We start from the raw sequence: 22779 nt of genomic DNA on the forward strand, positions 1-22779 counted from the left end.
GGCCGGTAGTCGGCCTTGAACCGCCCCGGCGAACCTTGGTCAGTGGGCACGAAGGGCGGAAACCGGTCATTAGCTGCAACCGCGACAATAAATAACACAAATGAGTGAAAGCGGACACGAGTCGCTTTATGGCAATACCTTCGTTTCAACCAATCCCGAGAAAGTCCGAGAAAAGAAGCGCAAGGTTGTGCTTGTAGCGATGGCTTTTCACGTGGATGAGGAGCGTCTGGTACCGCGTGAACTGCTGGAAGAGGTTGGTCTCACGCCCGAAGACAATCCACGTATTCCAGTGCTCGACGAACCAGATATACCGTTCTAAACCGTGTTCTCGTCGAGCTCGCTGCCATCGCCCGGGTCGATGTGCCTTGAGTTCGACGAGAGACGGTAACCTACCCTGGCACTGATGAGTGTTTGAGAGAACTTAAGCGATTGGGTTTTTGCGACTGCACACCGCGACGTTTGATCGCTCAGCCGAAGGTTGAAGGTTGCAACCGACAAGCCCGTAATTCAATTTGTGCCAAATTGAGATTTATTGAGGATTCGTAATGGCATGGAATGATGGCCTTGTCCCGGGCACCCCTGCATACCAAATAGCGTCAGAAACCAGCAATCGCGTACGTGTGGTGGCTGGTCCAGGCACGGGTAAGTCCTTTGCCATGAAGCGACGTGTGGGTCGGTTGCTTGAGGAGGGAGTCGATCCGACTCAGATCCTGCCGGTTACTTTCACGCGAGTAGCCGCCGAGGACCTCCACCGCGAATTGGTGGGCATGGCAGTTCCCGGTTGCGACGAGTTGGAAGGAACCACACTTCACCGGCTTTGTTTGCGCCGTCTTTCACGTAACTCTGTCCTAGAGGCGACTGGGCGGCACGCGCGTCCACTGAATCAGTTCGAATTGGAGCCAATGGTTGCAGACCTTATGCGGACTGGGCGTGGCAAACGTGCTGTTCGAAAGCTCCAAGCCGCGTATGAAGCAGCGTGGGCGCGGCTTCAACACGAGGAACCCGGGCATGCCGTCGGTGAAGAAGACGCAGAGTTTCAGGCCGAATTGCTTGCTTGGCTCCGCTTCCATCAGTCAATGCTGATCGGTGAGGTTGTTCCACTGTTCTACAATTTTCTTTCTGCCAATCCTGCGGCAGCAGAACGGGCCGAATACTCCCACATCCTCGTTGACGAATTCCAAGACCTAAACAAAGCCGAACAAGGCGTTGTCCGCCTCATGTCGGATGCTGCTGACGTCTGCGTAGTCGGTGATGATGACCAGTCGATCTACAGTTTTAAGCATGCTCATCCGGATGGAATTCGCGATTGGATGGCCAACAACGCTGGCGCCGTTGACATTGGTCTGGATGATTGCCGTCGTTGCCCGACGCAGGTTGTGGCAATGGCAAGTTCGTTGATTTCAAGCAACATAAACCGCCCAGTTCCACGTCCACTAAATGCAATGGCAGAAAACGGTGCGGGCGAGGTCAGAATCATTCAGTTTGGAACTTTGAATGCCGAAGTTGCTGGCGTAGCACAACTTGTGTCTCAATTCGTCGCCGACGGAGTTCCACCGGGCGACATTTTGGTACTTGCCCAGAGTAAAGCGGTGGGCACGCCAATTTTTGAAGCGATTGCCGAAACTGGTGTTGCGGTCCGATCTGAATACACGGAATCTGAATTGAATAGTATGGATGCCCAAAGGGCATTTGCATTACTGAAACTTCTGGAAAACCGCGATGATCGGGTGGCGTTGAGATGGCTGGTAGGTGTCGATAGCAATACTTGGAACGCGGCTGGTTATCGCCGTATCCGAGAGCATTGTGAGGCTACAGGTGACGCTCCTTGGGCGGTTATGGAGCAGTTGCGCGATGGCACCCTAGCATTGCCATACACCCAAAACGTCGTTCGGGCATTTCGAGACCTTTGCGCCGAGCTCGACGCGCTAGATGCCCTTCCTGATCTCAATGCGCTGATCGAACGCCTGTTCCCCGATGGTCATTTAGGAACACGGGAAATCCGGGCGCTGTCGCTTATGGTTCTCGAAGATAACCCCGATATCAATAGAACCGATCTTGTCGCTGAATTGCTGACTGCCGTTACGCAACCCGAGACTCCAACCAACGTCGAGTACGTTCGCATCATGAGCTTACACAAGAGCAAAGGGCTAAGTGCTCCGGTTACTATTGTATCCGGCTGCGTTGAGGGCCTTTTGCCCCGGCGACCGGAAGAGGGAATGACCGCTCAGCAAACGTCCGACTATATAGAAGAACAACGACGCCTGTTCTATGTTGGCATCACACGAGTGAAGGCATCACCTGCGGATGGCAAGCCCGGCACGCTTGTTTTAACTTATGCCCAAAGGATGCCTTATGGCGACGCCCTTAGAGCGGGTATTCAGCCTGCGGACCAAGACTACGGAGACGGTATTCTAATCGCCAGTCGGTTTATCAATGAACTTGGGCCTTCGGCGCCGAATCCAATCGTTGGTTAGGATGAAAAATTGAGATAACAGGGAGAAAGCAAATTGCTTTCTCCTTGCCAGCCACACTCGAGTGTTCTTGCTGTCATTGGTCTGCTCTGCAAATTAGTGCCAATCGACTCTTAGTTCGTCGTCGTACTTGAGTGGCATAACCATCATTGCTTCGTAAGATGGGAACAACCGTCCTGGTCGATTGCGGGACAAGTCGTAACCGAACTCTGAACCGTCCATTATCCGCTCCAATTCGGCACGAGGCTTCTCTTCGATTAACTCTAATACATACTGGAAGAAAAGGTGCACATCTTGATAGCGTGCTAGCACGCCAGCTATGTCAAATACGCGTTCCTTTTTTTTGAAGAGTTCGAGGATAGGGTCTGCGCCACTTCGATAAAGGGGCGTAAAATTGTCAAAATATACTTCTTCAATAGCGTCTTTTTTTGGATCGATGTTTCCGTGCAAGTTATAGTTCCTACGGTCCATTACACGCTTGAAATTTTTGTAAAAACTATTCTCTGAATCAACACCTGCGGTGAAATAGTTGCACTTTAGATGGAGGTCGAAGACACGGATATCGATTGGTTGTCTGACATAATGGTCATACTGACGCGGATTTTGCTTTAGTTCGTCTTTCCGCATCACAAAAATCAAAAGGTTTATAAAAGCCTCGGCTAACACCGGTGTCATAAGGTCAAGCGATAGAGACGCACTAAAAACTCGGTCTGCTCGCTGCCCAATCTTTTTTACTTGCCGAAGATACCTCTCGATACCGGTTTTGGACGAACGTCTGTGAGGCGTAAAACCTGGCGTGTCTTCTTCATCTGTCAACACATCGTGGAAACCGGCACAGGCGTCTGCGATCATCGCAAAGCGGTTTGACACAATATCCCACTTTTCAAACCGGGCGCCTACATTGGCCATCTCAGAGCCAACGCGCCCAAAGTCGTTCTTTAGGTGTCTGACGAATCTAACCCAATCCTTTGAAGACATAACTTTTCCAGTGATGCCTATGTGGACATCGCGATTTCCGCCTTGGATGTGGATCATGTGAGATCCAGCTTTGATGATGTAGTCCCAGTGGATTAGGTTGTCGTTGTCACCCGGTTTTTTTGCAAAGGTCTGGAAGCCATATGGCTGGCCAAATCGAGCATGCAAGTATTTGTATACGTCCAGCGGTGACAGATGCTTCCGAAAAACCAGTATGCTACCAGTCGGTCTATCGTTTTTCGGTGTCTTTGGCTCCAGGAATGCGAACATTTCCTTATTCGTCGGTTTCTCCCATTCCTTTGGATCGAATATCATGAACCTTTGCTTTCACTACCGTTCTGAAGTTTCTCGACTTTTCAGCTACGTCTTTTTTCTACCGTCTAAGAATGCGCCGGTATTTGGAAACTTGGGTCTCGTTCTTAATAGCTCATCAATCTCCTGAGATACTTTTTTCATTGTATCCTCGGAGAGGTTTTGGTGCCTATTTGCCATTGCAGATAGGATGTGTCGAACACTGTCCTCCGCCATGGTGCTATCAAGCGTCTGGTGCACTATGGAATCACTCAGAATTCGAGAAAGGACCGTGGTGGGGCGCTTGAATGCAGCACCAATATCAACCACGGATTGTTGGAGGTGATGGAATCTGTTGCGTTCATGAACATATGTGTCATAGGCAAACTTAGATTCACCAAGCCGATTTTCAGCCAATTTACGGTGAAATTTGACCAATCGCCGAACATCTCTGATGACACTGTTGGTAGCCTTTATTACGTCAAGTTTCTCGCTGGATTGAATGTAGTTTTGTGCGTCGGCGTTCCATGTAAACCCGGAGAAAAGAAGGTAATTTGATTCCAAGAGCAACTTAACCGAGCGTTCGGAACTCCAAGAGATGGAGATTTCAGGCTCAACTAGGTGGTAGTGGAGTATGAAATTTCGTAAGCCCTTTGCAAAGCTATGTTCCCCAGCATTCTTACCGATTATACGTTTGACGGCACGTGTATAGGCTTTGCTCTTCTTTAGGCCCGCATAGTCTCTAATTCGATAACATACATCGACGTAAGAAGCGTATAGAGCCGAGAAAGTAAGTAAGCTCGATGTTGCCTTGGAACGCTCTCTTTCGTAGGTAACTCTATCGGCGCCATGCAATTCATAAGCAGACTCCATGCCAGCCATGGCCGTATTCAGGCTGAGGCAAGCTTCAAGCATGGCCGAGTGCACTCGTTCCAAATTCTCTAAGGTTGTGTGAACCTTGTGGTACGGAGAGTATCGCAACGCAAATGCCCAAGCTTCATCGCTCAGTCTGGAGGTATACATCGACAACCCTTCCGGTTGATCGGTACCGTTTTCCGCCATGTACTCGGCTACGGCGAACGCTCGATTAAGTTCCGCGAGCTTCCCATCCCCAAAATGCCAACCCATAACTTGGCGCGAACTAAAACAACGAACGAGGTCAAACTCTTGGCGTGTTGCGCCTCCCGATACAGACGAAAATATGTCTCTTATGTTGAACCGGTGACGGAGGACAAAGAGAGCAAAGTTATTTCGTAGCATTCGCAACCTGCAAAAATTTCAGCAAATCAATTTTGAGCATCGAGTGTGAGGTAATAAACAGTTTTAGCCATGCGATACTATCAGAACAACTTACCATCCTGACCTTTCGCAAACGCGTCGAGAAGATCTGCATCCGAACGACTCCCGCCACAGCCAAAGGTGAACGAATAACCCTGACTCGCGAGACCGGTTATCTCAGCAAGCCGTTCATCTGTGCTCGTGACCGCGTGTCCCGCATCCGTGCCGATCAGACGAATGTTCTCATGGAGATCATCGCTCGCCATCCCATCTGCGAACTGCGCAATTTCCATCGGGATCGAGCCGACATCAGCAAGAAACCCAGGCGAAGGTAAACTGATGCGGACGCTCGCCGCTCCTGTAATTGGACCCTTCGACGAGTTGATTGAAATGAACGCCCGGAGATCATCGTCGGGCGACTTTACGATCAGCCGACAAATGCTCAGATGCGGAAGTTCGTCTTTCGCTATGCCGTGCTGCTGAAGGGCCCTAGTGAGTTTGCCGTTCGTGTTCCCAACGAAATCAAACTCACTGTCAAATATGTGTTTTGCATCCGCCTTGAGGAATCCGCTCAGCATGAAAGGTTCGGTCGGATCAAGTTGGCCATCTTCTTTCATTTGTTGAAAAAAGCGGGCATGAAATACGAGTTCAACGAGGTACCGTGTCAGCGTCATAGCGTTGATCTCACGAACCTCTTGAAAGCCGTAGATGCGGAACAGAGACAAGTTCGCCTGCTGGCAAATCGAGTCCTTGTTCTTGTCGTTCGTCGAGTTGTGCCCCGGCCCGTCAAACTCGATAACGAAGACAGGTTCTAGGTCTTTGTCGATCAGGACAAAATCGAAATGCGCCTGCAACGCGTATGTGCCAAGGGCGCGTTGATCAAGCTTGGATATGTCCAAAACATCAGCGATGCGAACCTTTTCGTGCAATTCAGCTTCATGGCGGTCGATTACAGCCCTGATTTGTTGTTGGATGCGGTCTTCACTGTGATTGCGGAATTTTCGAAGCATGACATCATCTAACATTAGAAGGCAGGTCGAGCCACTTAGATACCTCGTAACATCCTTGTAACGCCGAACGCACACCGCGACTAACGCTTTGCCAACAAGCGGTTAACGTCTAGCCCTAGGCATTTTTAATCAGTAGATCAGTGGTTCAGTTCCTGTAGGTTACCCTCCATATCACTGGTTTCGAGAAGCCCGGCCTCCTCAAGTTCGCGAAGCTGGCGCTTCAATTGCGACGAGCTACAAGCCAGTCCAGTCGCGTGTAACCAGTCAGACAGGAGGAACTCGTTTGACCTATAGGTTGGGGCGCGTAACAGCAGCCTGAGCAAAGCCAATGACCGGGGTTCGTTGGGCAGAGCTTCAAGTTGATTTGATGAATTTAGCAGCATGCTCTCAGAATGGCCGCTCGCAACTTGTTTTGACACCCTCAAGCAGACTTCGGAGGTCCGCTTTGACGGGTCGCATTGCAGCATGATCACACGTCGGCCAACGTCCGCAACGGGCCGGATCCGTGTGATCAGTTAATGGCGGGGCAGGGAGCCCTTCTGCAACGGCACCGGCGTCTGTTGTGAGCCCAATCGGTGAATTTGATCTTCGTGCTGCGCGCGCTCGCAGCACGAAATTTGCCGCATCTGCTTGGTTCATGACGCGGCACAGCGGCAGAAAAACCGGTCATTGGTTCACGGCACGGCGAAGTTCCAGACGGCAACCTTCGGGTCGCGGGATTTCGCTTCCGTCCTCGTTCAGGTACCGAAAAACTGCTTTGTCCTATGCTAAGTCTTTAATATTGTCTCTGACTCAGTCTCCGCGAAGGAGCCATACGGTTTCGGCGCAATCAAGAAGATAGCAAAACAACGTTTCTTTTTTCAGGAAAAGTTCACGTTTCTTCTTCCTTGATAACTGCATCACCACCCAGTCGATGGACCGTTCTCTTACGAGGATCAGACACGCGACCCGAGCCCATTTTGAGGACGCCCTCCTCACCGGGAATGGGCCATGTAAACTCATGTCCCCAGCTATCAAGATGTTGTTCGGCTTCGCTCTCTCGGGACAGGTCCCGAAACCAGTCCTGCGAACCTAAGACGTGCCAATCTGCTGGGTCGCTTTCAAGGAACGCTTTCACGGCTTCACGAGTTGCAAGGGCCGTTGACATACTTGTACCGCGTGATCCAACAACGGAGCCATCGCGTGAACCAGATCCTAGCAGGCCGAACAAAGATGGGGCGTTTTCGCCGGGGTAACAGACAGTCAAAATCTTTCGACCATTATTCTCCGGGTACTGACCAACATTCTTCTCACGTGAGTTTACTTGGTCATAGTCAAGTTGCGGATTTCCGTCAGTGGTGGCCGAATATGCGGTGGGATAGCCATTCGCGTCATCAAAGCTTCCGACCGCGATCATCTCAGGTTCAGAAAGCGACGAAATGGCATTGTGCGTTCCACGCCTTTGAACGGGCCCATACTTGTACCAGTTGTCGTTATCGGTGGGAGAATCGGTTTCATCGAACGAATACGTATCCGCTACGGCACCGGATTCATCGTTGTGGCCGTTCGGGTGTTCCGTCAAATGGGTACGGTAGTACTTGTGGTCGAAGTATGAACGGCGACCGGTTTTGCTTGTGACAACGGCCGACTGATCCGATTGAAGAAAGAATGTGAAATCCACCGGTTCGCTTTCTTCGTATTCAACTTCAATCGTCCACTCCCCCGCGGGTGCCAAAGGCGCATCGGGCAGATCTAGCGTTGTCGGAGCTGTGCAGACCAGCAGTGCCAATCGATGTCTGACATTCGAGTTTTCCATTCGGCCTTCGGTTGCGTGCGTTGTCGCACCGCTGGCCGGATTAATGGCAACGTGCTGCACATACACGCGAGCAAAATCCTTCAAATCCGAGAAACTGTTATTCGTCAGGTCTTTCACTTGCAGACGTCTTTTGCTGCCCGGTGGCGAAACAAAAATACGCGATTTTTTCAGCATGTTCTCAAAAACATCTCTTGGCTTGGCTTCGCTCCAAATCTCAATGAAATTTGCCGTCGAGTCCGCAGGCTGAATACGCCAGGGAAGACTGATGCCCTGGCGTGCCTTCAGTTTGTTGTCTTTTCCGAAAGTTACGCCTTTGGCACCAAGAACAATCGAAGCCGCACCTCTGTGAAGATTGTCGTTTCCGACGGGCATTGCAATCCGTACAGGCGACGCGACTTGGCCATCGGCTTCGGCTTTTTCCTTTCGCTCGCGAAAGAGGTTATTCAGAGCAATCTCGATAATGTGATACCCGTCTTTTGGGCCCGCCATCATGCCGTAGGAAAAATTAATAACAATTGGGTAACCACGCACTTTTTGCCCGTCGGGATTTGGCGTGTTTTTGAGCCAAAGTGCGTCAGCAACGTGCAGAATACGGTCCACGCCATAAATGGCAAAGTAAGGCAAAAAGTTTCCGCCGGTACCGTGCGAATACTGCGCGGGCAGATTCACCGCGATGATGCGCTGCCGTTTGCGTTCCTCCTTGGTCGAATCCATGGGATCCAGACCTGCAGCAAGACTTAGTGTATGAGTCCCATGTGCAGCCGCCATTTCTAGGTCGTGGTTTCCCATAAGGAGGTCGGGCGAGCTGATCTTCAGATCACGGTTAAATGCCTCTTCATCAACAACGCCGTTTTCATCACCGAACTTGGTGAGTGCTGCGTTGATGTCGCTCGAGAAAACCTCTCGCCCGCAGGGCAACCAGGGATCTGTCGGCTCCAGCGCGCCATCTTCCAGCAGCTTCGAACGCTGAAATTCCATGACTGCTCCCTGTTGCCAGGACGATACGATACGCGTTTCACGGGCCTCGATGTTGGTGCTCATGTGACTCAGGGCGATACCGGTATCCAGAATTCCGGTGATTACTGTGCCTGGAGGGATACCCCCGGGCAAGCGGTCCTCGATGTCGCTCGTCTTCCACTCAACATGCGCTTCGTTAGGATTGGCCGCAAGCGAAGGTAGCGGGACTGCTTCTCCGGCCTGATACAATGAGTCGCTGACCTTTGTTCCTTCAACAGAATCCGGGTCGATACCTCTGAATGTTAGAAAAAGGTCCTTCAGGCTCTTTCTTAACTCTGGAGGCAGATGCTCCTTTTCCTTGTGTTTCCACCAATGGGCATAAGGACCAATGTTTTTGCCCCCAATACTGCCGGCCCAATGCCATTCGTCACTCATTGCCTTCTCCAGTGTCGTCCGCCCGGTTGTCATTCGCGCCAGTAACGCTTGGGCATCCGGGCCACTCTTCGGCGGCCCGATTCCAGATCAACGCCAGTTCAGCTAGGATTGGCGTGTCCAAGATGTGGTGCTTTTCTTCCAAAACTCCATCCAGCACATCGAAATCCTTCAAAAGGAAATCTGCAGCCATACTGCCTTCGTCGTTTGCGAGATTCATGTTGCGCGGTCGCAATATCTCTCCCGAAGCCAACGCCCAGACTGCATCTGCAATGACGCAACCGACATATGCACCGGCCAACGAATCCACCGGGAAGTGTACGCCAGCAACAGTGCGGTTGGTCGCAATACGATGCGCCAAACGGAACGGAAGATCGGATACACCTTGTTCAATTCCAGCAGATGCATGCGAACCCGATATGCCAAACTCGGGGCCTTTACCCGTTTGCAACCGATACAAGATCGCCGCCACCGCAAATGTCTCCAATGAATGACCTGACGGATAGCTGGAATGGTTCGGGGTCTGGATTGTTGGTTGCACCTGCGCGGCATAATCAATGGGCCTTGCTGCGCGGCAATAGTACTTAAATGGTGTTTCAAGACGAATGGATAAATTGCGAACGATGTTCATAAGCATTAGTGTATTCTTACGGCGGCCGTCATCGAGATAGGCCTGAGCCCCGAAAAAAGACATCATGTCTTTGAGCTGCACATGAATTTCAGCAAGGCGGTCATCGCGCAGATCGGCATAGGCGCGAAGCCATGTCATTTGCTTATCAAAATGAGCTTGCGTCGGTCGCACGAGTTCAGTCAAATGCTTGCCATTAAAGGTCATCCTTACGCCAAGGCTCATACCTTTTTCGTCGTCGAGATTTTCAAAGCCAAACAACGATGCGATCAGTGTTTCCACGACAAATGCGCCGTACGAAGGCCGAAGATCATCAAGATAGAGTTCATCACCAGGCAGCTTTACATTGTCTAGGTCGTCTTTGACTCCAGGTGCTGTAACTGTTCCGTTCCAGTAGCCGGTCACACCGTCACGCGCAGTGAGCAGCGCCGAACTGACCAAAGGCGATGCTGCGCTATCCGGATGGCCGACCGCAAAGGCACCGCCTACCGAACCGCCGACAGACCCGCCGACCGAGCCACCAACGCTCCCACCAACTGAACCGCCAACACTACCGCCGACCGAGCCTCCAACACTTCCATACCTAGGCATGCCCATTCTCCATTCGATTAATTCCCGTAGTCAGTATTCTCAAAAGCCGAGTTCGCTCAACTATAAGAGCCCACCACAACTCGGTTTTGACGCTTCTTTGACGTTCCCATTCGATAAGTTGTCCAAAAACGCAAAATACTATAGCTTATCCTATAGTTGCTCGTTTGGGATTTGAGTGATGATTGGTGAAGGAGAATACAGTGCCCGGATATTTTTGACCGGGACATTTCGAGTGGAGCTTGAATGCGGCAAGGATGTAACGCCTAATTCTTCCAAGGCGCAGGCCTTGCTTGCTTTGCTTGCAACTTCCCCGAACGGATCGCGTAGCAGAGGTTGGCTTCAAGCACGCCTTTGGAGCGATCGTGCCCCTGAGCAAGCTTCGGGGAGTCTGCGTCAATGTTTGGTTCAGGTTCGTCAATCGTTTTCCGAGATTCCTGAACTATTTGAAACGTATCGAAAAAACATCGTATTGAATCTTAGTTTGTTTGAAATCGTTTCAAACGACCAAGACGAGTTTCTTGAGGGGATAACTGTTCGCGACAAAGGCTTCGAAGAATGGCTTCGTGTGTCACGAAATAGCCGAAATGGCCTGATTCCTGCCACTGCTCGCACCGAAGCGCCAACTTCTAATCCGATGTCGGTAGCAAAAGCAGTGGCTATAACGCACAAGGTTTCTGGCGAAAGTGGTTTTGATCGACTCGAATGGCTAAGTAGTTTGATGACGGACAACGTTGCGCGCCATTTACGTGAAGCTTTCTCGGTCGAAGTTATTACGGATAAAGAGCCCGTCGTTCATGAGAATTTGTGGCAAGTCGTTATCGAGACATGCCAGTTTTCATCCTCAACGACTGGAGTTCGGATGGCTCTGTCGCGTCCTGCGCGAGGGCTCCACCTCTGGGCGGGCAGCACGACCGTAGAGATGCAAGGCGCACCGCCGGCAGATCATCCGGATATTGCTCTGCTCTCCAATCGGCTGGTTGAGGCAATGGCCGACGAACTGTTTTTGGGGGAAGACACTGAGAGGGACTGCCCGGACGCTATATGTAGGCGTGCCATTCGCAGTATGTTTGCAATTAAGGCAGACTCGGTTAAATCAGCCGATGAGATGTTCGAACGGGCATTCCAGTTAAAGAGGCGCGGACTTTACCTTGCATGGCGCGCACAAACCAAAACGATCATGAAAATCGAGCGCCACGGTTTCGACGAAAAAGAACTCAGGGAAGAAGCCAAAGCACTTTGTGCAAATGCGCTTGAAATAGAACCAAACAATTCGATGGTACTTGCGACAGTCGCAAATACATATTGCCTTACTTTGCGTTCCTATGAACGTAGTATGTTCTTGGCCAAGCGAAGTACTCAATTAAATCCACAAAATCCAATGGCTTGGTTTGCGCTTAGTTCAGCCAATATGCATGCAGGAAACAGCAAGGAATCTCTACAATTCACACTTAAAGCCAATCAACTTGCATCGACTTCACCCCATCGTTTTTGGTGGGACAGTCAGGTATTTGCGGCGGCATTGACTGCTGGCAAATTTACCGAGGCTGAGTACTTTGCAGAGTCCTGTCGTGTTCAGAATCCTGACTTTCGCCCTCCTCTTCGGTACCTTATTGCCCTGCATTCGCAGGCCGGTCGCGAAGCGGACGCCATTAGGATGGTTGAGCATCTGAAGGCCATTGAATCAGATTTCTCAATTGAAAGCCTTGTAAAGGATCGCGAATATCCGGCAGCCTTACTTCATCAAAACAACCTCTTTGATCTTAATAAGATCGGCGCTCTTGCTTGATCGATAGGTTTGACTGGATACCAGCAGTTTGATGTCCTACCCTGCATCTTTCACGAGCTCGGATGTGTGTTTTACCTGAGAATTTTGCACCTATGGATTTGTTCGTAACCTTGGCGTAAGCGGCCTGCAACGCACATCGCTACACGTCTTTTTCAAAGACGATTTCGGGTTATGGACCGCAATTCTATCAACTGAACGTGCTGGTTTGTCAAACCGCGTTGGTCACAGGTCGATATGAAAGAGCAATTCGAATTGCGAAAGCCATTGAGGGAATTGTGTCGAACAGATTGTATTCAAAAAAGTACCTCGCGGCGCTGGTAATGAATACCAATCGCGAAAATGAAGCGAGAAATGTGATTTCGGATTTGAGGAAGTACGAGCTTGAATCTTCGTTCGATCAAATGACTGACATTTCCTATCAGGCTTTGGCCTAGAGCTTTTCTCGGCTTAGGGCAAAAAAAGAGTTCGGTTGATGGGTGTCTTGATGCAGGCCCCGGACAGTTTGGGACTTTAAGGCTTTATCGGCAACCCCCAAGAATAATCACATATTCCTTATTGTGAAAAAAGCGTCAAAAGCCGCGGCCATTTCGAATTTGTCTGGCGAGATGAACAACCACTCTCACAATATATCTGAAGTAATTTCGATCCCGCGACGGCGAAGGTCGCGGGAGCAAGAGGGGGATCTAAAACGATGAAATTTGGAAATACAGCGGTCAAAGTCACGTTTTGCCTTACCATCGCAATGGCAGGATGTTCGCCCTATGCCTACGAAAAAGAGCTCACGTCGTTTTCAAACTCGACCAATGCAATCGCATCGGGAATTGAGGAAATTCGGGTCGATTTGATTGCGCAACCCGGCAACGAGGCGTTCTGGCAGGCTTATTCCCAACCAAATGCAAGGGTTGAGCTGTCTCCGACAGCCTGCGCAAATGTAAATCCCAAACCGACCGAAAGATGTACGCTACGTGTGGCTGCCAAAGAAGTCCGAGCAACACCGCTTTCACAGGCAACACTTTCCAGCCTCAGGCAACTAGATGGCCTGTCCGGGTATGCCGCGGCACTGGCTTCTGTCGCAAATGCCAAGGACCGTACAGATTTCGATGCAGCTTCGGCTCAGCTTGCAACAAAAATGGCATCCTTCATCGGATTGGCGAGTGGAGGATCTGGCGCAATCGTCTCGCCCGTCATTCAGGCGGGCTTTTCGCTACAGGCACTTTCTTTTGATCGCGCCCGTCTCAAGCAAATGCAGGACAGCGTCGCAACTGTCGATGCAAAGCTTCCGGCAGCTTCGCCTCGCCTTACCGCAGCGCTGAATTTTTTGAGGAACGAACGCATAAAAGCTGTTTTCAAGCGGATGTCTCTTGTCGAGGACGCGGTTGAAAAGGCAACGACCACCGAAGAACGCGCAATGCTTATTCGCGAATTACAAAGCGGTGCTGCAGAAATTGCCAAACTTCAATCCCAAGATCCGAAAAAGACTGTGGATGCAATGGTGCAGGCGCATAACACTCTGGCGAAAGCCCTTGAGCAGCCAAAGCCCAACCTTACCACCATTGCAAGTGAGCTTTCGGCTTTTGCCGAGCTTGCAGAGCAATTCAACGCTGCGAATGCAGCCGAATGAACATACAATTAGAGGGTTTGACATATGGAAACCGCAACGATCATAGGCACTTTGGGCGCAGCTGGAATTGGGTTCGTTCTTGGCTGGACACTTTATTTTGCCATTCGGGGGCGTAGTGGTGAGCTATCCATTGCTGAGTTGACCGCAATAGCGGGTGTCATTGCAGGGTCGGTCGTCACCGCTTTTCTGGAAGGCACTGGAATTCCGGAAGCCCAACGCGCCTACGTCTTTGGCGGTTATGGGCTTGGCGTTCTGTTCGGATTTCTGTGGTATTTCACGCTCTACAAACGCTCGCTGCACGAAACGGCCAAACCTGAAGATGGCATGGCACTAATGTCTTTGAACGAGGTCGAAAAGGTCGCGGAGCGAAACCCGATGACCGTTGTGCGGAGGATGCGGTCTCGTCCATCCGCCGCCCAAGACGGACTTTCAAGGAGTGATTTGTCCGCCGCCATAAAAGCAGCCGAGGCTGTTTCGGCGGAATTGGGACGTCTGCGCGAAAATGTAACCGATCCGGACCATACGGACTATGCGCCAGAACGCTCGACCGCGTTGAGAGCGCTTCACCGCGAGGTGTCCGGCCTACTTCAAAGCCTCTACCTGGCAGCCGCATTGGCCGAGCTGAACTCGCCCGAGTTGAGTGATCTGCTTGGTACAATGAAGTCCGAAGCTGCTGCTCTCAAGATGGAAGCGGATCGGATGAAAGAAGCGGCGGCCGATATCGGCAGTCTGAACGAGACATTCGAGACAATCAACGCACTCATCGAGAGAATCAAAGCGATCAACTGAGCACAGTTCTGCGAAAGAAAAAGGGGTATTTTCATGGCAAACCAAAAGTCCTCTTCAAGAGTAAATGGAAAAAAGAAAACGGATAAGGCGAACAGGGTGAGTTATTGTATCGCTCCAGCCGAAATTCCGCGGTCGATTTCCCCCAATGCCAATCCAGCGCGGGTGCGTGCGATAAACGAGTTTGGTAAGATTTGGAACAATGGAACCCAGATCCGGTATTACTTCTTCAATAAGTCTACTGATGGTCAGGATATAAGGTTCAGTGATGGCACGACAAAGTTTGTGTCATGGAAAGGCACCGCGAAAGAAAAACAACTTGTGCGCGATGGATTTGCGCATTGGAAGGCTTTAGGCATCGGGTTGGACTTCGAGGAGATTGACGATCGAAGTGAAGCAGAAGTTCGCATTGGCTTCATGAAAGGCGATGGTCATTGGTCATTTCTCGGGCGCGACGTTCTTGAAATCGGGCCGGATCAAAGGACCATGAACCTTGACGTCGACATAGGTTTCGATGACGGGTTTGATACCGTCCTGCACGAGATTGGACATACGCTTGGATTCAGCCACGAACATCAAAGTCCAAACGCTGGTATCAAGTGGAATGAGCAAGCTGTCTATGATGCGCTAGCCTTGCCGCCGAACGAGTGGGACCAGGAAACAACCTTCCGTAACATACTGCAAAAACTGCCTTCGCACTCGACCAAGGGAACAGACTGGGACAAGGATTCGATCATGCACTACCCCTTTGAGGCGGGCATGATCCTCGAACCGCCGGGGTATCAAACCAAGCCCTTGGTGCCCGCTCCGGGATTGTCGGCGCTCGATAAGGCCTGGGTCCTCAAACTCTATCCGCGCTTGACCGCCTCGGGGCAGATGCCCAAACTCAAGCGGTACGACTCGAAGGTCATAAGCCTCGCGCCGGGCGAACAGTTTGACACCGTGTATGTTCCCAAAGCAACCGATACGTACAAGATTTCGACCTTTGGCAAGACTGACCTTGTTCTAACGGTTTTCGAGGAAACCGAGACCGGTCCACGCTTCCTCGAAGGGGACGATGATGGCGGGCAGGATAAAAATGCAAGCGTAGAAATCAAGTTAATGAAAGGGAAAAGCTACGTTATTCGGACGCGCCTCTATTTTAATGATGCGGATGGTGAGTTTTCATTGATGGTGCACTGATTTTTTGAGTTCAAGTACAATTGTTTTCTGTGGAGAGTGATGATGGAGGTCAAGAAACGTTGTCAGGGCTTTAGTGCGTCAACGCTAAAGCGGTGCAAACGGTTTGTAAGCAAAAGTCGTTTGGAAGAAGGTTGCGTGACTTGTGATCAGCACAGTGAACAAGACGACATAGCGAAACGATATTCAGGCGATATTCTGCGTATTGTCGAGCATTTTCTTCGCGAAAAGGAATTGATCCCTCCAGAGGTTGTCGGCAAGCAATCTGTCGAGCAGGCCCGGAAACCGGTTTTGACGCAGGGGATCGCAGGAAATGTGTCAACTTTGAGCGTAAAAGAACTTCGCAAGCTTACGCCGGAGCAGTTCGGGACGCGCACAAAATGGAAGGCCTTTGGCGGTAAACCGCAAGTGGACGGTTTCTTAGAAGGTCGAGCCCCAATAGAAGGCATTGGGTCCTATCGTACTGCTGTACTTGGTGCGCTTGCAAAAAATGCGAAAGAGTTCGGGTTTCTCCTTGCACCTCTCGCAGCATTGGTGAGCGCCATTGGATTGGTCGTCTATTACCTCCTACTAGGATTTGGGTTTCAAAGAATTGTTGTTGATCCTACGAGTGTGACGGCAACTGCATTTTTGGCGATTGCTTTGACATTTATTGGTTACTTGATCAGCAATTCGAAAATCACGCGAAAAGATCAGGCGCGAAAGAAGTTACACATAACCCGCGACGAACGAGTCAATGAATTTGAAACGCAGCTTGAAGAAATGTCAAAAGACGCAGAGCGGATCTCGAATTCGATTGATGTGTGTATCCGAGGCAAGGAGAAGCATGAGAACGCGAGAATAATTGCCAGGTATCTCGCACTACTAATGCGCAAGAAGGACGCCGAAGGCAGGTTTTGGAACAGGCTGGCGCGATGGGTTTCCAAACGGCTCTCCCGTTTGTCCAACGCATCTCCTCCAGCCGCCGAACCAAAGGTGCTGGACCTTTCCAAGGCCACTGTGCGCGAGTTGGTGACATTGGAAAATGCTCCAATTGACGACCGCATCAAAGAGCTTCAATGCAGAAACGCGATGTACTCCGAAGCTGAAAAAGACGTGGAACGCCAAAAACAAGCAGCTTTGACGGAAGGCGAAATCGAGCGCTTGAATAGAGAGATCGCGGGGGATGATGCCGAACTGAAACGGCTTGAGACCCAGAGTTTGTGGGTCTTGCTGACATTTAGCACGCTTCCCTTTACCTTTACCTTTGCCGGTTTCGGGGTGGCCATGGCTGTGGTCGCAGCGGCGACCCACTTGATCGTTAGTCGTGCTGAAGCTTACTGTGGCCAGTGGCTCAGGCCGATCAATTGCTTCTATCTTGAGATAGCACAACCCGACGGTGCCTCTGAGGTCACAACATTTCACAAGCTTGCATTTGTGCACGGTCGCGTCTCGGATCATTTTCTTGTCTCAAGTCTCGGAGCAGAAGGTGAACCGGCTACGAGGGAAGGTGTTGCCCGTATAAACATACCAGTCTCGTCCGTTGTTGGCATGCAACGGTACGGCAGAGAGTATACACGGATAGGTCAATCCGACCCAATTGTTCCTGTCATCAACCTGATCCAGGAAAACGCCTTCTCGATTACCCACAACACAGCACTTGCTTCGGGCGGTGGGGGTGGACCCGACACGACCATCGTAAATTATCAGGCAGATTTTCCCGTCGATAACCGTGAGGTGACACACCTAGTTTTGAACAACGAGTTTCAGACAGATGTCCTGGTTCGGGAGGATATCTTTCCAGTTCTGGTGAGCAACTTCATATTGGACGGAAAAGAGATGTCAGTGCCGGAAGATGGCGAATTTCGGCATATTCTCGTGCCATTCTTCTTAGACGTGGTCAAATCCGAAGACAACAAAAGAAGCGAAATATATGCTGTTGATGGGGATGCATCGATCGATACCGAGCTTGACGCGTTCATGGCCGGATTCTTTAGCCTTTCCGATCCGGAATTTCATCTTGAAAATCCGGCTTCGAAAGAACTCATGGGTCCAACCAATCTTCTGGGCTTGGTGCGCACCGCATTGGGCGCGTGTAAACCACAGCGGAAAACTAGTGCTACATTTGCGATAAGCATAGCGGGGTATGCCAGCGAGAAGCCATTCAAAGGGAGCAATGGTCAAGATCGCCAGGAAAGCGATATCCTCAACCACGCTTTGGCCGAAGGTCGACGGTTCGCAGTGCTGGCAAATGTCGTCGATTACGATGACAGCTTCGTAGGAAAAGAGAAGGCGAAAATCGTTCTAAGCCCACGCGACGGGAACACAGGCCAAGCGGAGCTCTCCGATCTGATCCTCACCTTCCTCATGCTCTTGAAGCGCGACAATCCTGCAGACCTGGTCGCGTTTCTGGAGAGTGTTGATCGCGTTCTGTTTTATTCAAAGCTCAAGGGTGAGGTGTTTCGGTTCAGCGACAGGAAAGAGATGAACGAGCATCTCAGCAAGTGGGTACCGTCGGTGGATCACGCAGATGGGCCAGTGCGGGAAGCGTTTCAAAGAAGCGTTGTGATCTCGATCAGCGAAGAAGAAATGAAAAAGTGCGGATTGTAGACGGTGATCGGGTCGGGCACAAAGTCCCAGCGACCCACCAGCAGGTGCACTCAGTACGTCGGTGTGATGAAACTGTAGGAAAACTAACCCCGAGCTGGATACTTTGGGCGGCTGGCAAGCGGCAACTAGACCTTGTCCAAGAACTTTCGATCGATGATGATTTCCTTGCCGTCGTCTTTGGGTTCGACAATCTACATCACGATCACGATCACGATCACGATCATGGCTAAGGCAACCCAGGCCGGCGGGCTGAGTTTTTCATTCCAGATCAAAACGCCCCAGATCACGCCCGCGATGGTCATCGTGTAGGCGGTTTGGCTGTAGAACACCGCAGCGGCCGTTCTATTGAAATGGAACACCATCAGATAGATCGAGATGGCGAGCCTGATCAGCACTACGAAGATTAGTTTCAGATTGCCCGGTGAGGTCAGCAACAGGGAAATAGTCTCGCCGCCTGAGATCGCCTACGGCAAGCCGACATCGGAACAGCCAATGTAAACGCTCACTTCGTCCGCGTCTGAGTTGTTGGATCAAACTGAGGCGAACTTACAGTTTTGGTCTTAGCCAAATCCAACCTGTCGAACGACCGCATTGACAACAGCGCTGCGCCGCTACGTCAAGTATACCGCAAGTGCGAAAAGATGCTGCGTTTGCAATAGCGGCATGAGCAAAAGGCAGGAAAGTCCCGCAATCTGTGAGTTCGACCGCCGCAGAATTTGCTCGCGCGGCGAATGTCCGGTTCGGTGAAGCTGCAATGCGGCGGGGTCATGCCCAATGAATGACTGGTAAGGGCCGTCAGCGACCATTTTCGTCCAAACTAAGATTCAACTTCTGGCTCCGTATTTAGAAGAGCTTTCGAAAATAGGTTATTGAAATGCCGAACCCGTCTACAACATTTTCACCATGTACAGAGGACAGAGCCTTGAACTTCAGAGCGCTTCCGCTTTTTGGCATGTCATATGCAGCGACAACACCGAGACTGAGTACTTCCGCGCGGCGGCCATCTGGTTGCACAGTTCGGCCAAACTGCCGGTCGTTTTCCAACTGCTTTGCATAAAATCCGGTAACCCCGCCTTGAAATCTCCCAATGCGTTCGGTCACCGCGAAGTCGATATTCAACAGTGAGCCACTTTTGTAGTCGGTTTCCGGATTTTCGAGGTAATTGTTCCAATATACCTTTGCGCTGAACTCGGTCCCATCCGCGATGATCGCGGGTGTCGTGTATGTGGCGGCGATCATCGGTGCGATGTCCCAAATATTGTTCCCGATGGTCACTCCATTTGTGGCGGCATCAGACGCGCTGTATTGACCGACCGGTATCACCACACCTAGACCAAGTTGAAAGGTGAGGCCCTGCGAAATTGGGTATGTCCCTGGGTATCGTGAAGCTCTAACGGTGCCAAAGTGCTTGGACCAGTTTACTTCTAGGTAGGGATCCCCAAGGCCCGAGCTGCATCTCGTGGGGGTTGTGACAAACAAGCGTCCGCAATTTTGACCGAATGGGACGAAGCCCACGAAACCAAGCGAACCTCCAAGGACTTGTTGATCGGGTACGAAAAGAAAACCCAAACCTCCGTTGGTTATTGTCTGCTCTAGCCCGTCCAAGGCGGGGATTGATCTGCCTTGACCGTCATTGAAATTGTTGGATTCCCCATATGCAACAACACCAAACCCGTAAAACCCAGGTGGTGGAAGTTGGGCAGCTCGAATGTCCGACCCGCCGATCGGGCCGGCAGCAGTGCTGCCTTCTACCGCCCACGCTTGGGCGGTTGGAACAATCAAACCGCATAGTAATGACAGGACAATTCTTAATCTCACACTCTTTACCACCGCTCATACAGTTACGCTTCGTTTTACCCACGCGACGCTAGACATGTTGGGATCGACAGCGAAGCTATTGTCCCTTGCTTCGCAAAGTCGACGGAGAACTCTCCGTTCAAGCTGTCGGCGCGGTCCTTCATGTTTTTCAAGCCTTGTCCAGTTTGCGCGTCAGAGCGCAGCCCGTGACCATTATCTTCGATTTCAATGCGCAGCCTTTGACACTTGGCTTCGGTAACAGCGAACCGAATAGTGACTTTGTTGGCGCCCGAGTGTTTGGCTGCATTCGTTACCGCCTCTTGCAGGATGCGAAGAATATGCAGAGCGCTGGTTGGGGTCAGGCCTTCTATCGGAGGAAGCTCGACCATCTTCCAGTCCAATTCTATACCGGCCAGCGACAGTTGTTGTTCGGCGCGCTCCCGAAAAGTGCCAAGGATACCCGTGATGTCTTCGTCAACGGACAATGAGTTGATCATTGTGCGCAGATCATCCAGCGCAGCACGTGCCGAATTTTCGATTGCTTCAGGTGGAGCATCCCGATTGCCGGACATCGCGATAATGGACATAAGCTGGCCGCCCAGGCCATCATGCATGTCTCGCATGATGCGACGGCGCTCTTCGTCAAGCACCTGCTTTCCTTCCAACAGGTTTCGGCGCTCAAAGGCCTCGCGCAGCTGGTTTTCTTTCTGTTGAACTCTGTCCTCAAGCGTATTCGCAAGCGTCTCAACATGGTTCATTGAGGAAATCAGACGGAGCGCAAAAATCAAACTCAGAGCTGGCAAGATGAGAAGGTAGACGATTCGGAAATGCAGAAAATTCCAATTTGGCGTCACATTCATAAGCACGAGCGTGTCGTGCACGGCTAGGCTGCAAGCGCCAAGGATTGAAATAGAAAGAACCTGAGCTTCCCAGCGTTTTTCCCAAACCGCGGAGCGAACCAGGACAAATACGATCCATGCTGACACAACCAGGCTGAACGGCACGACCAACGCCAAGTCCACATAGCGAAATACAGGTGTTGGCAGCAGCAGGAAGGTGAGCGTCGCAATTGCCGGTGGAATAAGAATGTAGGCTTCTTTGAACGGAAAACGTCGTTCGGATAGTTCATAAGTGAACAGCAGCCCCAGCACAGATAACCAGAAGTTCGTCACAAGACCAAACATGGTTACCGCTTGTGTCAGTCCGATTTGGCTGGGCAGCAAGATTGGCAAACCGTGCACGCCGCTGAACAAAAGCAAAAGCCCGCAAATCAGGGCCGCGCGTTCTTGGCGCCGAAACACCCACAGCAGCAACAACAAAGCGGCCAGAAGTATTTGCCAGACCAACACCAAAATCGGGATTATGACAGCGCGGGCAAAAAACCAGTCAAAACTGGGTTTCAACTGATCGGCCGGGCCCAGATAGATTTCACTCAGAAACCCGATCAGTTGGCCGCCGGGTTTTAGGGTGATCTCCAGCGGTATAGGCCCGGGGTGGTCGATTGGGATTAGCAAAGGGGCATAGAACGGTACTCCCTGATCGGCGGCCAGTTCGCCGCTGAACGAACCGCCTTGAAGCAGTTCGATCCCGTTAAATGTGACACTGATCTGGCCCGAGTGGTTGGGTATGAAAATTGCCCAGTCTTCGGATCGATCCGGCTGATCAATTGACAACCTGTAGATGCCTTCGGTGTTTGTGCGCGTTGGAAAGGACCGCCAATTGTCTGGCAAGGTAACCCGCGCCCATTCACCTTCTTGCTCAAATTCCATTTCAGCAGTTGCCGGTACATGTCGAGGCAAAGGCAAGAGCTCGAATGCGAGGAAAATCGTGATCGTGGTAACTAGTAAAGACCACAGGATCATTGCGGCAGGGTGGCCAAAAGCAGAACTGGAACGGTATGCGTTATTCAAGAGATACTGATCAACCCACGCTGAATGGCTTCGAACACCGCTTCACCCCGGGAATTTACCTCGAGCTTGCGGTAGATGTTTTTGATATGTGTCGGAACTGTATTGCTCGACATACCAAGCTTCTCTGCAACATCTTTGTAAGTAAACCCTTTTGCGATCCCCCACAAAATATCCATTTCGCGTTCTGTCAGAAGGTCGTCTGTATGTTCGGAAACTTGGGATTGCTGCACTATCTGGATAATGAAACGTGCCACGGAAGTTGATATAGGCGAACTGCCAGCTACAAGTTGACGAACGGATTTCACGATATCCAGCGTATGTGTGTCTTTTAGAATAAAGCCTGACGCGCCTGCAGAAATGGCTGAGACTACGCTGTGTTCATCTCCCAAGACGGAAATGACCATAATCTCCATATCTGGCAGTTGTTTTCGCGCCAGGCGTATGAGGTCAAACCCATGGCCATCCGGTAGTTTCAAATCGGTAATAAGAACATCTGCCGTCAGATTGGCGACAGCGGAGGCACCCTCTGCAAAAGTTGCGCATTGGGCGGCGACTGTAAAGTCGACCTCAGTTTCAATACTTTTGATCAGCGACTGGCGCATTGCCGGGTCGTCTTCAACCAGAATTATGCGTATGGAACTATCGGTCATCGCTTTTCTTCATAACTGTACTCTCAGTCATGG

General features: G+C 51.0%; 16 protein-coding genes. 7 read left to right on the forward strand and 9 right to left on the reverse strand.

Annotated features, from left to right (window positions below):
- Positions 1 to 100: 100 nt before the first annotated feature.
- Positions 101 to 319, forward strand: coding sequence for a hypothetical protein (locus ACR0K4_RS04865; RefSeq protein ID WP_480853066.1), 219 nt, complete (start codon positions 101 to 103; stop codon positions 317 to 319).
- Between the two features lie 226 nt (positions 320 to 545).
- On the forward strand, positions 546 to 2474 hold the full coding sequence (locus ACR0K4_RS04870) for a UvrD-helicase domain-containing protein (protein WP_480853067.1): 1929 nt from the start codon (positions 546 to 548) through the stop codon (positions 2472 to 2474).
- A 93-nt stretch (positions 2475 to 2567) separates the two neighbouring features.
- On the opposite strand, the gene ACR0K4_RS04875 is transcribed toward ACR0K4_RS04870, so the two are convergent.
- The 5 genes from ACR0K4_RS04875 to ACR0K4_RS04895 all read right to left on the reverse strand — a co-directional run bounded on the left by ACR0K4_RS04875 (position 2568) and on the right by ACR0K4_RS04895 (position 10428).
- Entirely contained in the window at positions 2568 to 3761 is a 1194-nt protein-coding gene (locus ACR0K4_RS04875) for a hypothetical protein (RefSeq protein WP_480853068.1), read from the reverse strand.
- Positions 3762 to 3806: 45 nt separating this feature from the next.
- Positions 3807 to 4799, reverse strand: coding sequence for a hypothetical protein (locus ACR0K4_RS04880; RefSeq protein WP_480853069.1), 993 nt, complete (start codon positions 4797 to 4799; stop codon positions 3807 to 3809).
- Positions 4800 to 5077: 278 nt separating this feature from the next.
- On the reverse strand, positions 5078 to 6025 hold the full coding sequence (locus ACR0K4_RS04885) for a DUF2726 domain-containing protein (RefSeq protein ID WP_480853070.1): 948 nt from the start codon (positions 6023 to 6025) through the stop codon (positions 5078 to 5080).
- A gap of 871 nt (positions 6026 to 6896) precedes the next feature.
- A complete protein-coding gene (locus tag ACR0K4_RS04890; protein ID WP_480853071.1) occupies positions 6897 to 9212 on the reverse strand; it encodes a hypothetical protein in 2316 nt (771 codons plus the stop codon).
- Entirely contained in the window at positions 9205 to 10428 is a 1224-nt protein-coding gene (locus ACR0K4_RS04895) for a phosphatase PAP2 family protein (protein ID WP_480853072.1), read from the reverse strand. Before ACR0K4_RS04895 ends, ACR0K4_RS04890 begins: the two co-directional genes overlap by 8 nt.
- A 178-nt stretch (positions 10429 to 10606) precedes the next feature.
- Here ACR0K4_RS04895 and ACR0K4_RS04900 point away from each other — a divergent pair, with 178 nt between their 5' ends.
- From ACR0K4_RS04900 to ACR0K4_RS04920, 5 genes are all read left to right on the forward strand, one after another.
- Positions 10607 to 12214 carry a tetratricopeptide repeat protein gene (locus ACR0K4_RS04900; RefSeq protein ID WP_480853073.1) on the forward strand — a complete coding sequence of 536 codons (1608 nt, stop codon included), beginning with the start codon at positions 10607 to 10609 and terminating at the stop codon, positions 12212 to 12214.
- A gap of 691 nt (positions 12215 to 12905) precedes the next feature.
- Complete coding sequence (locus ACR0K4_RS04905) at positions 12906 to 13835, forward strand: hypothetical protein (RefSeq protein ID WP_480853074.1); 930 nt, start codon at positions 12906 to 12908, stop codon at positions 13833 to 13835.
- A 24-nt stretch (positions 13836 to 13859) separates the two neighbouring features.
- Positions 13860 to 14624: a hypothetical protein gene (locus ACR0K4_RS04910; RefSeq protein WP_480853075.1), complete on the forward strand. Its 765-nt coding sequence runs from the start codon at positions 13860 to 13862 to the stop codon at positions 14622 to 14624.
- Between the two features lie 33 nt (positions 14625 to 14657).
- Positions 14658 to 15803, forward strand: a complete 1146-nt coding sequence (locus tag ACR0K4_RS04915; protein ID WP_480853076.1) for a M12 family metallopeptidase — start codon at positions 14658 to 14660, stop codon at positions 15801 to 15803.
- Positions 15804 to 15845: 42 nt separating this feature from the next.
- Entirely contained in the window at positions 15846 to 18389 is a 2544-nt protein-coding gene (locus ACR0K4_RS04920) for a hypothetical protein (RefSeq protein ID WP_480853077.1), read from the forward strand.
- 191 nt (positions 18390 to 18580) lie between these two features.
- Here ACR0K4_RS04920 and ACR0K4_RS04925 read toward each other — a convergent pair whose 3' ends face one another.
- From ACR0K4_RS04925 to ACR0K4_RS04940, 4 genes are all read right to left on the reverse strand, one after another.
- The gene (locus tag ACR0K4_RS04925; protein ID WP_480853078.1) at positions 18581 to 18823 is read right to left on the reverse strand and encodes a hypothetical protein; all 243 of its coding nucleotides are present in this window, start codon (positions 18821 to 18823) and stop codon (positions 18581 to 18583) included.
- Positions 18824 to 19232: 409 nt separating this feature from the next.
- The gene (locus ACR0K4_RS04930) at positions 19233 to 20219 is read right to left on the reverse strand and encodes a SphA family protein (protein ID WP_480853079.1); all 987 of its coding nucleotides are present in this window, start codon (positions 20217 to 20219) and stop codon (positions 19233 to 19235) included.
- A 23-nt stretch (positions 20220 to 20242) separates the two neighbouring features.
- Positions 20243 to 22096 (reverse strand): sensor histidine kinase, encoded by a 1854-nt coding sequence (locus tag ACR0K4_RS04935; RefSeq protein ID WP_480853080.1) that lies wholly within the window; start codon positions 22094 to 22096, stop codon positions 20243 to 20245.
- Entirely contained in the window at positions 22093 to 22746 is a 654-nt protein-coding gene (locus ACR0K4_RS04940; RefSeq protein ID WP_480853081.1) for a response regulator, read from the reverse strand. The genes ACR0K4_RS04935 and ACR0K4_RS04940 overlap by 4 nt, the downstream gene beginning before the upstream one ends.
- Positions 22747 to 22779 lie beyond the last annotated feature (33 nt).

Source organism: Ruegeria sp. K11 (assembly GCF_056531905.1).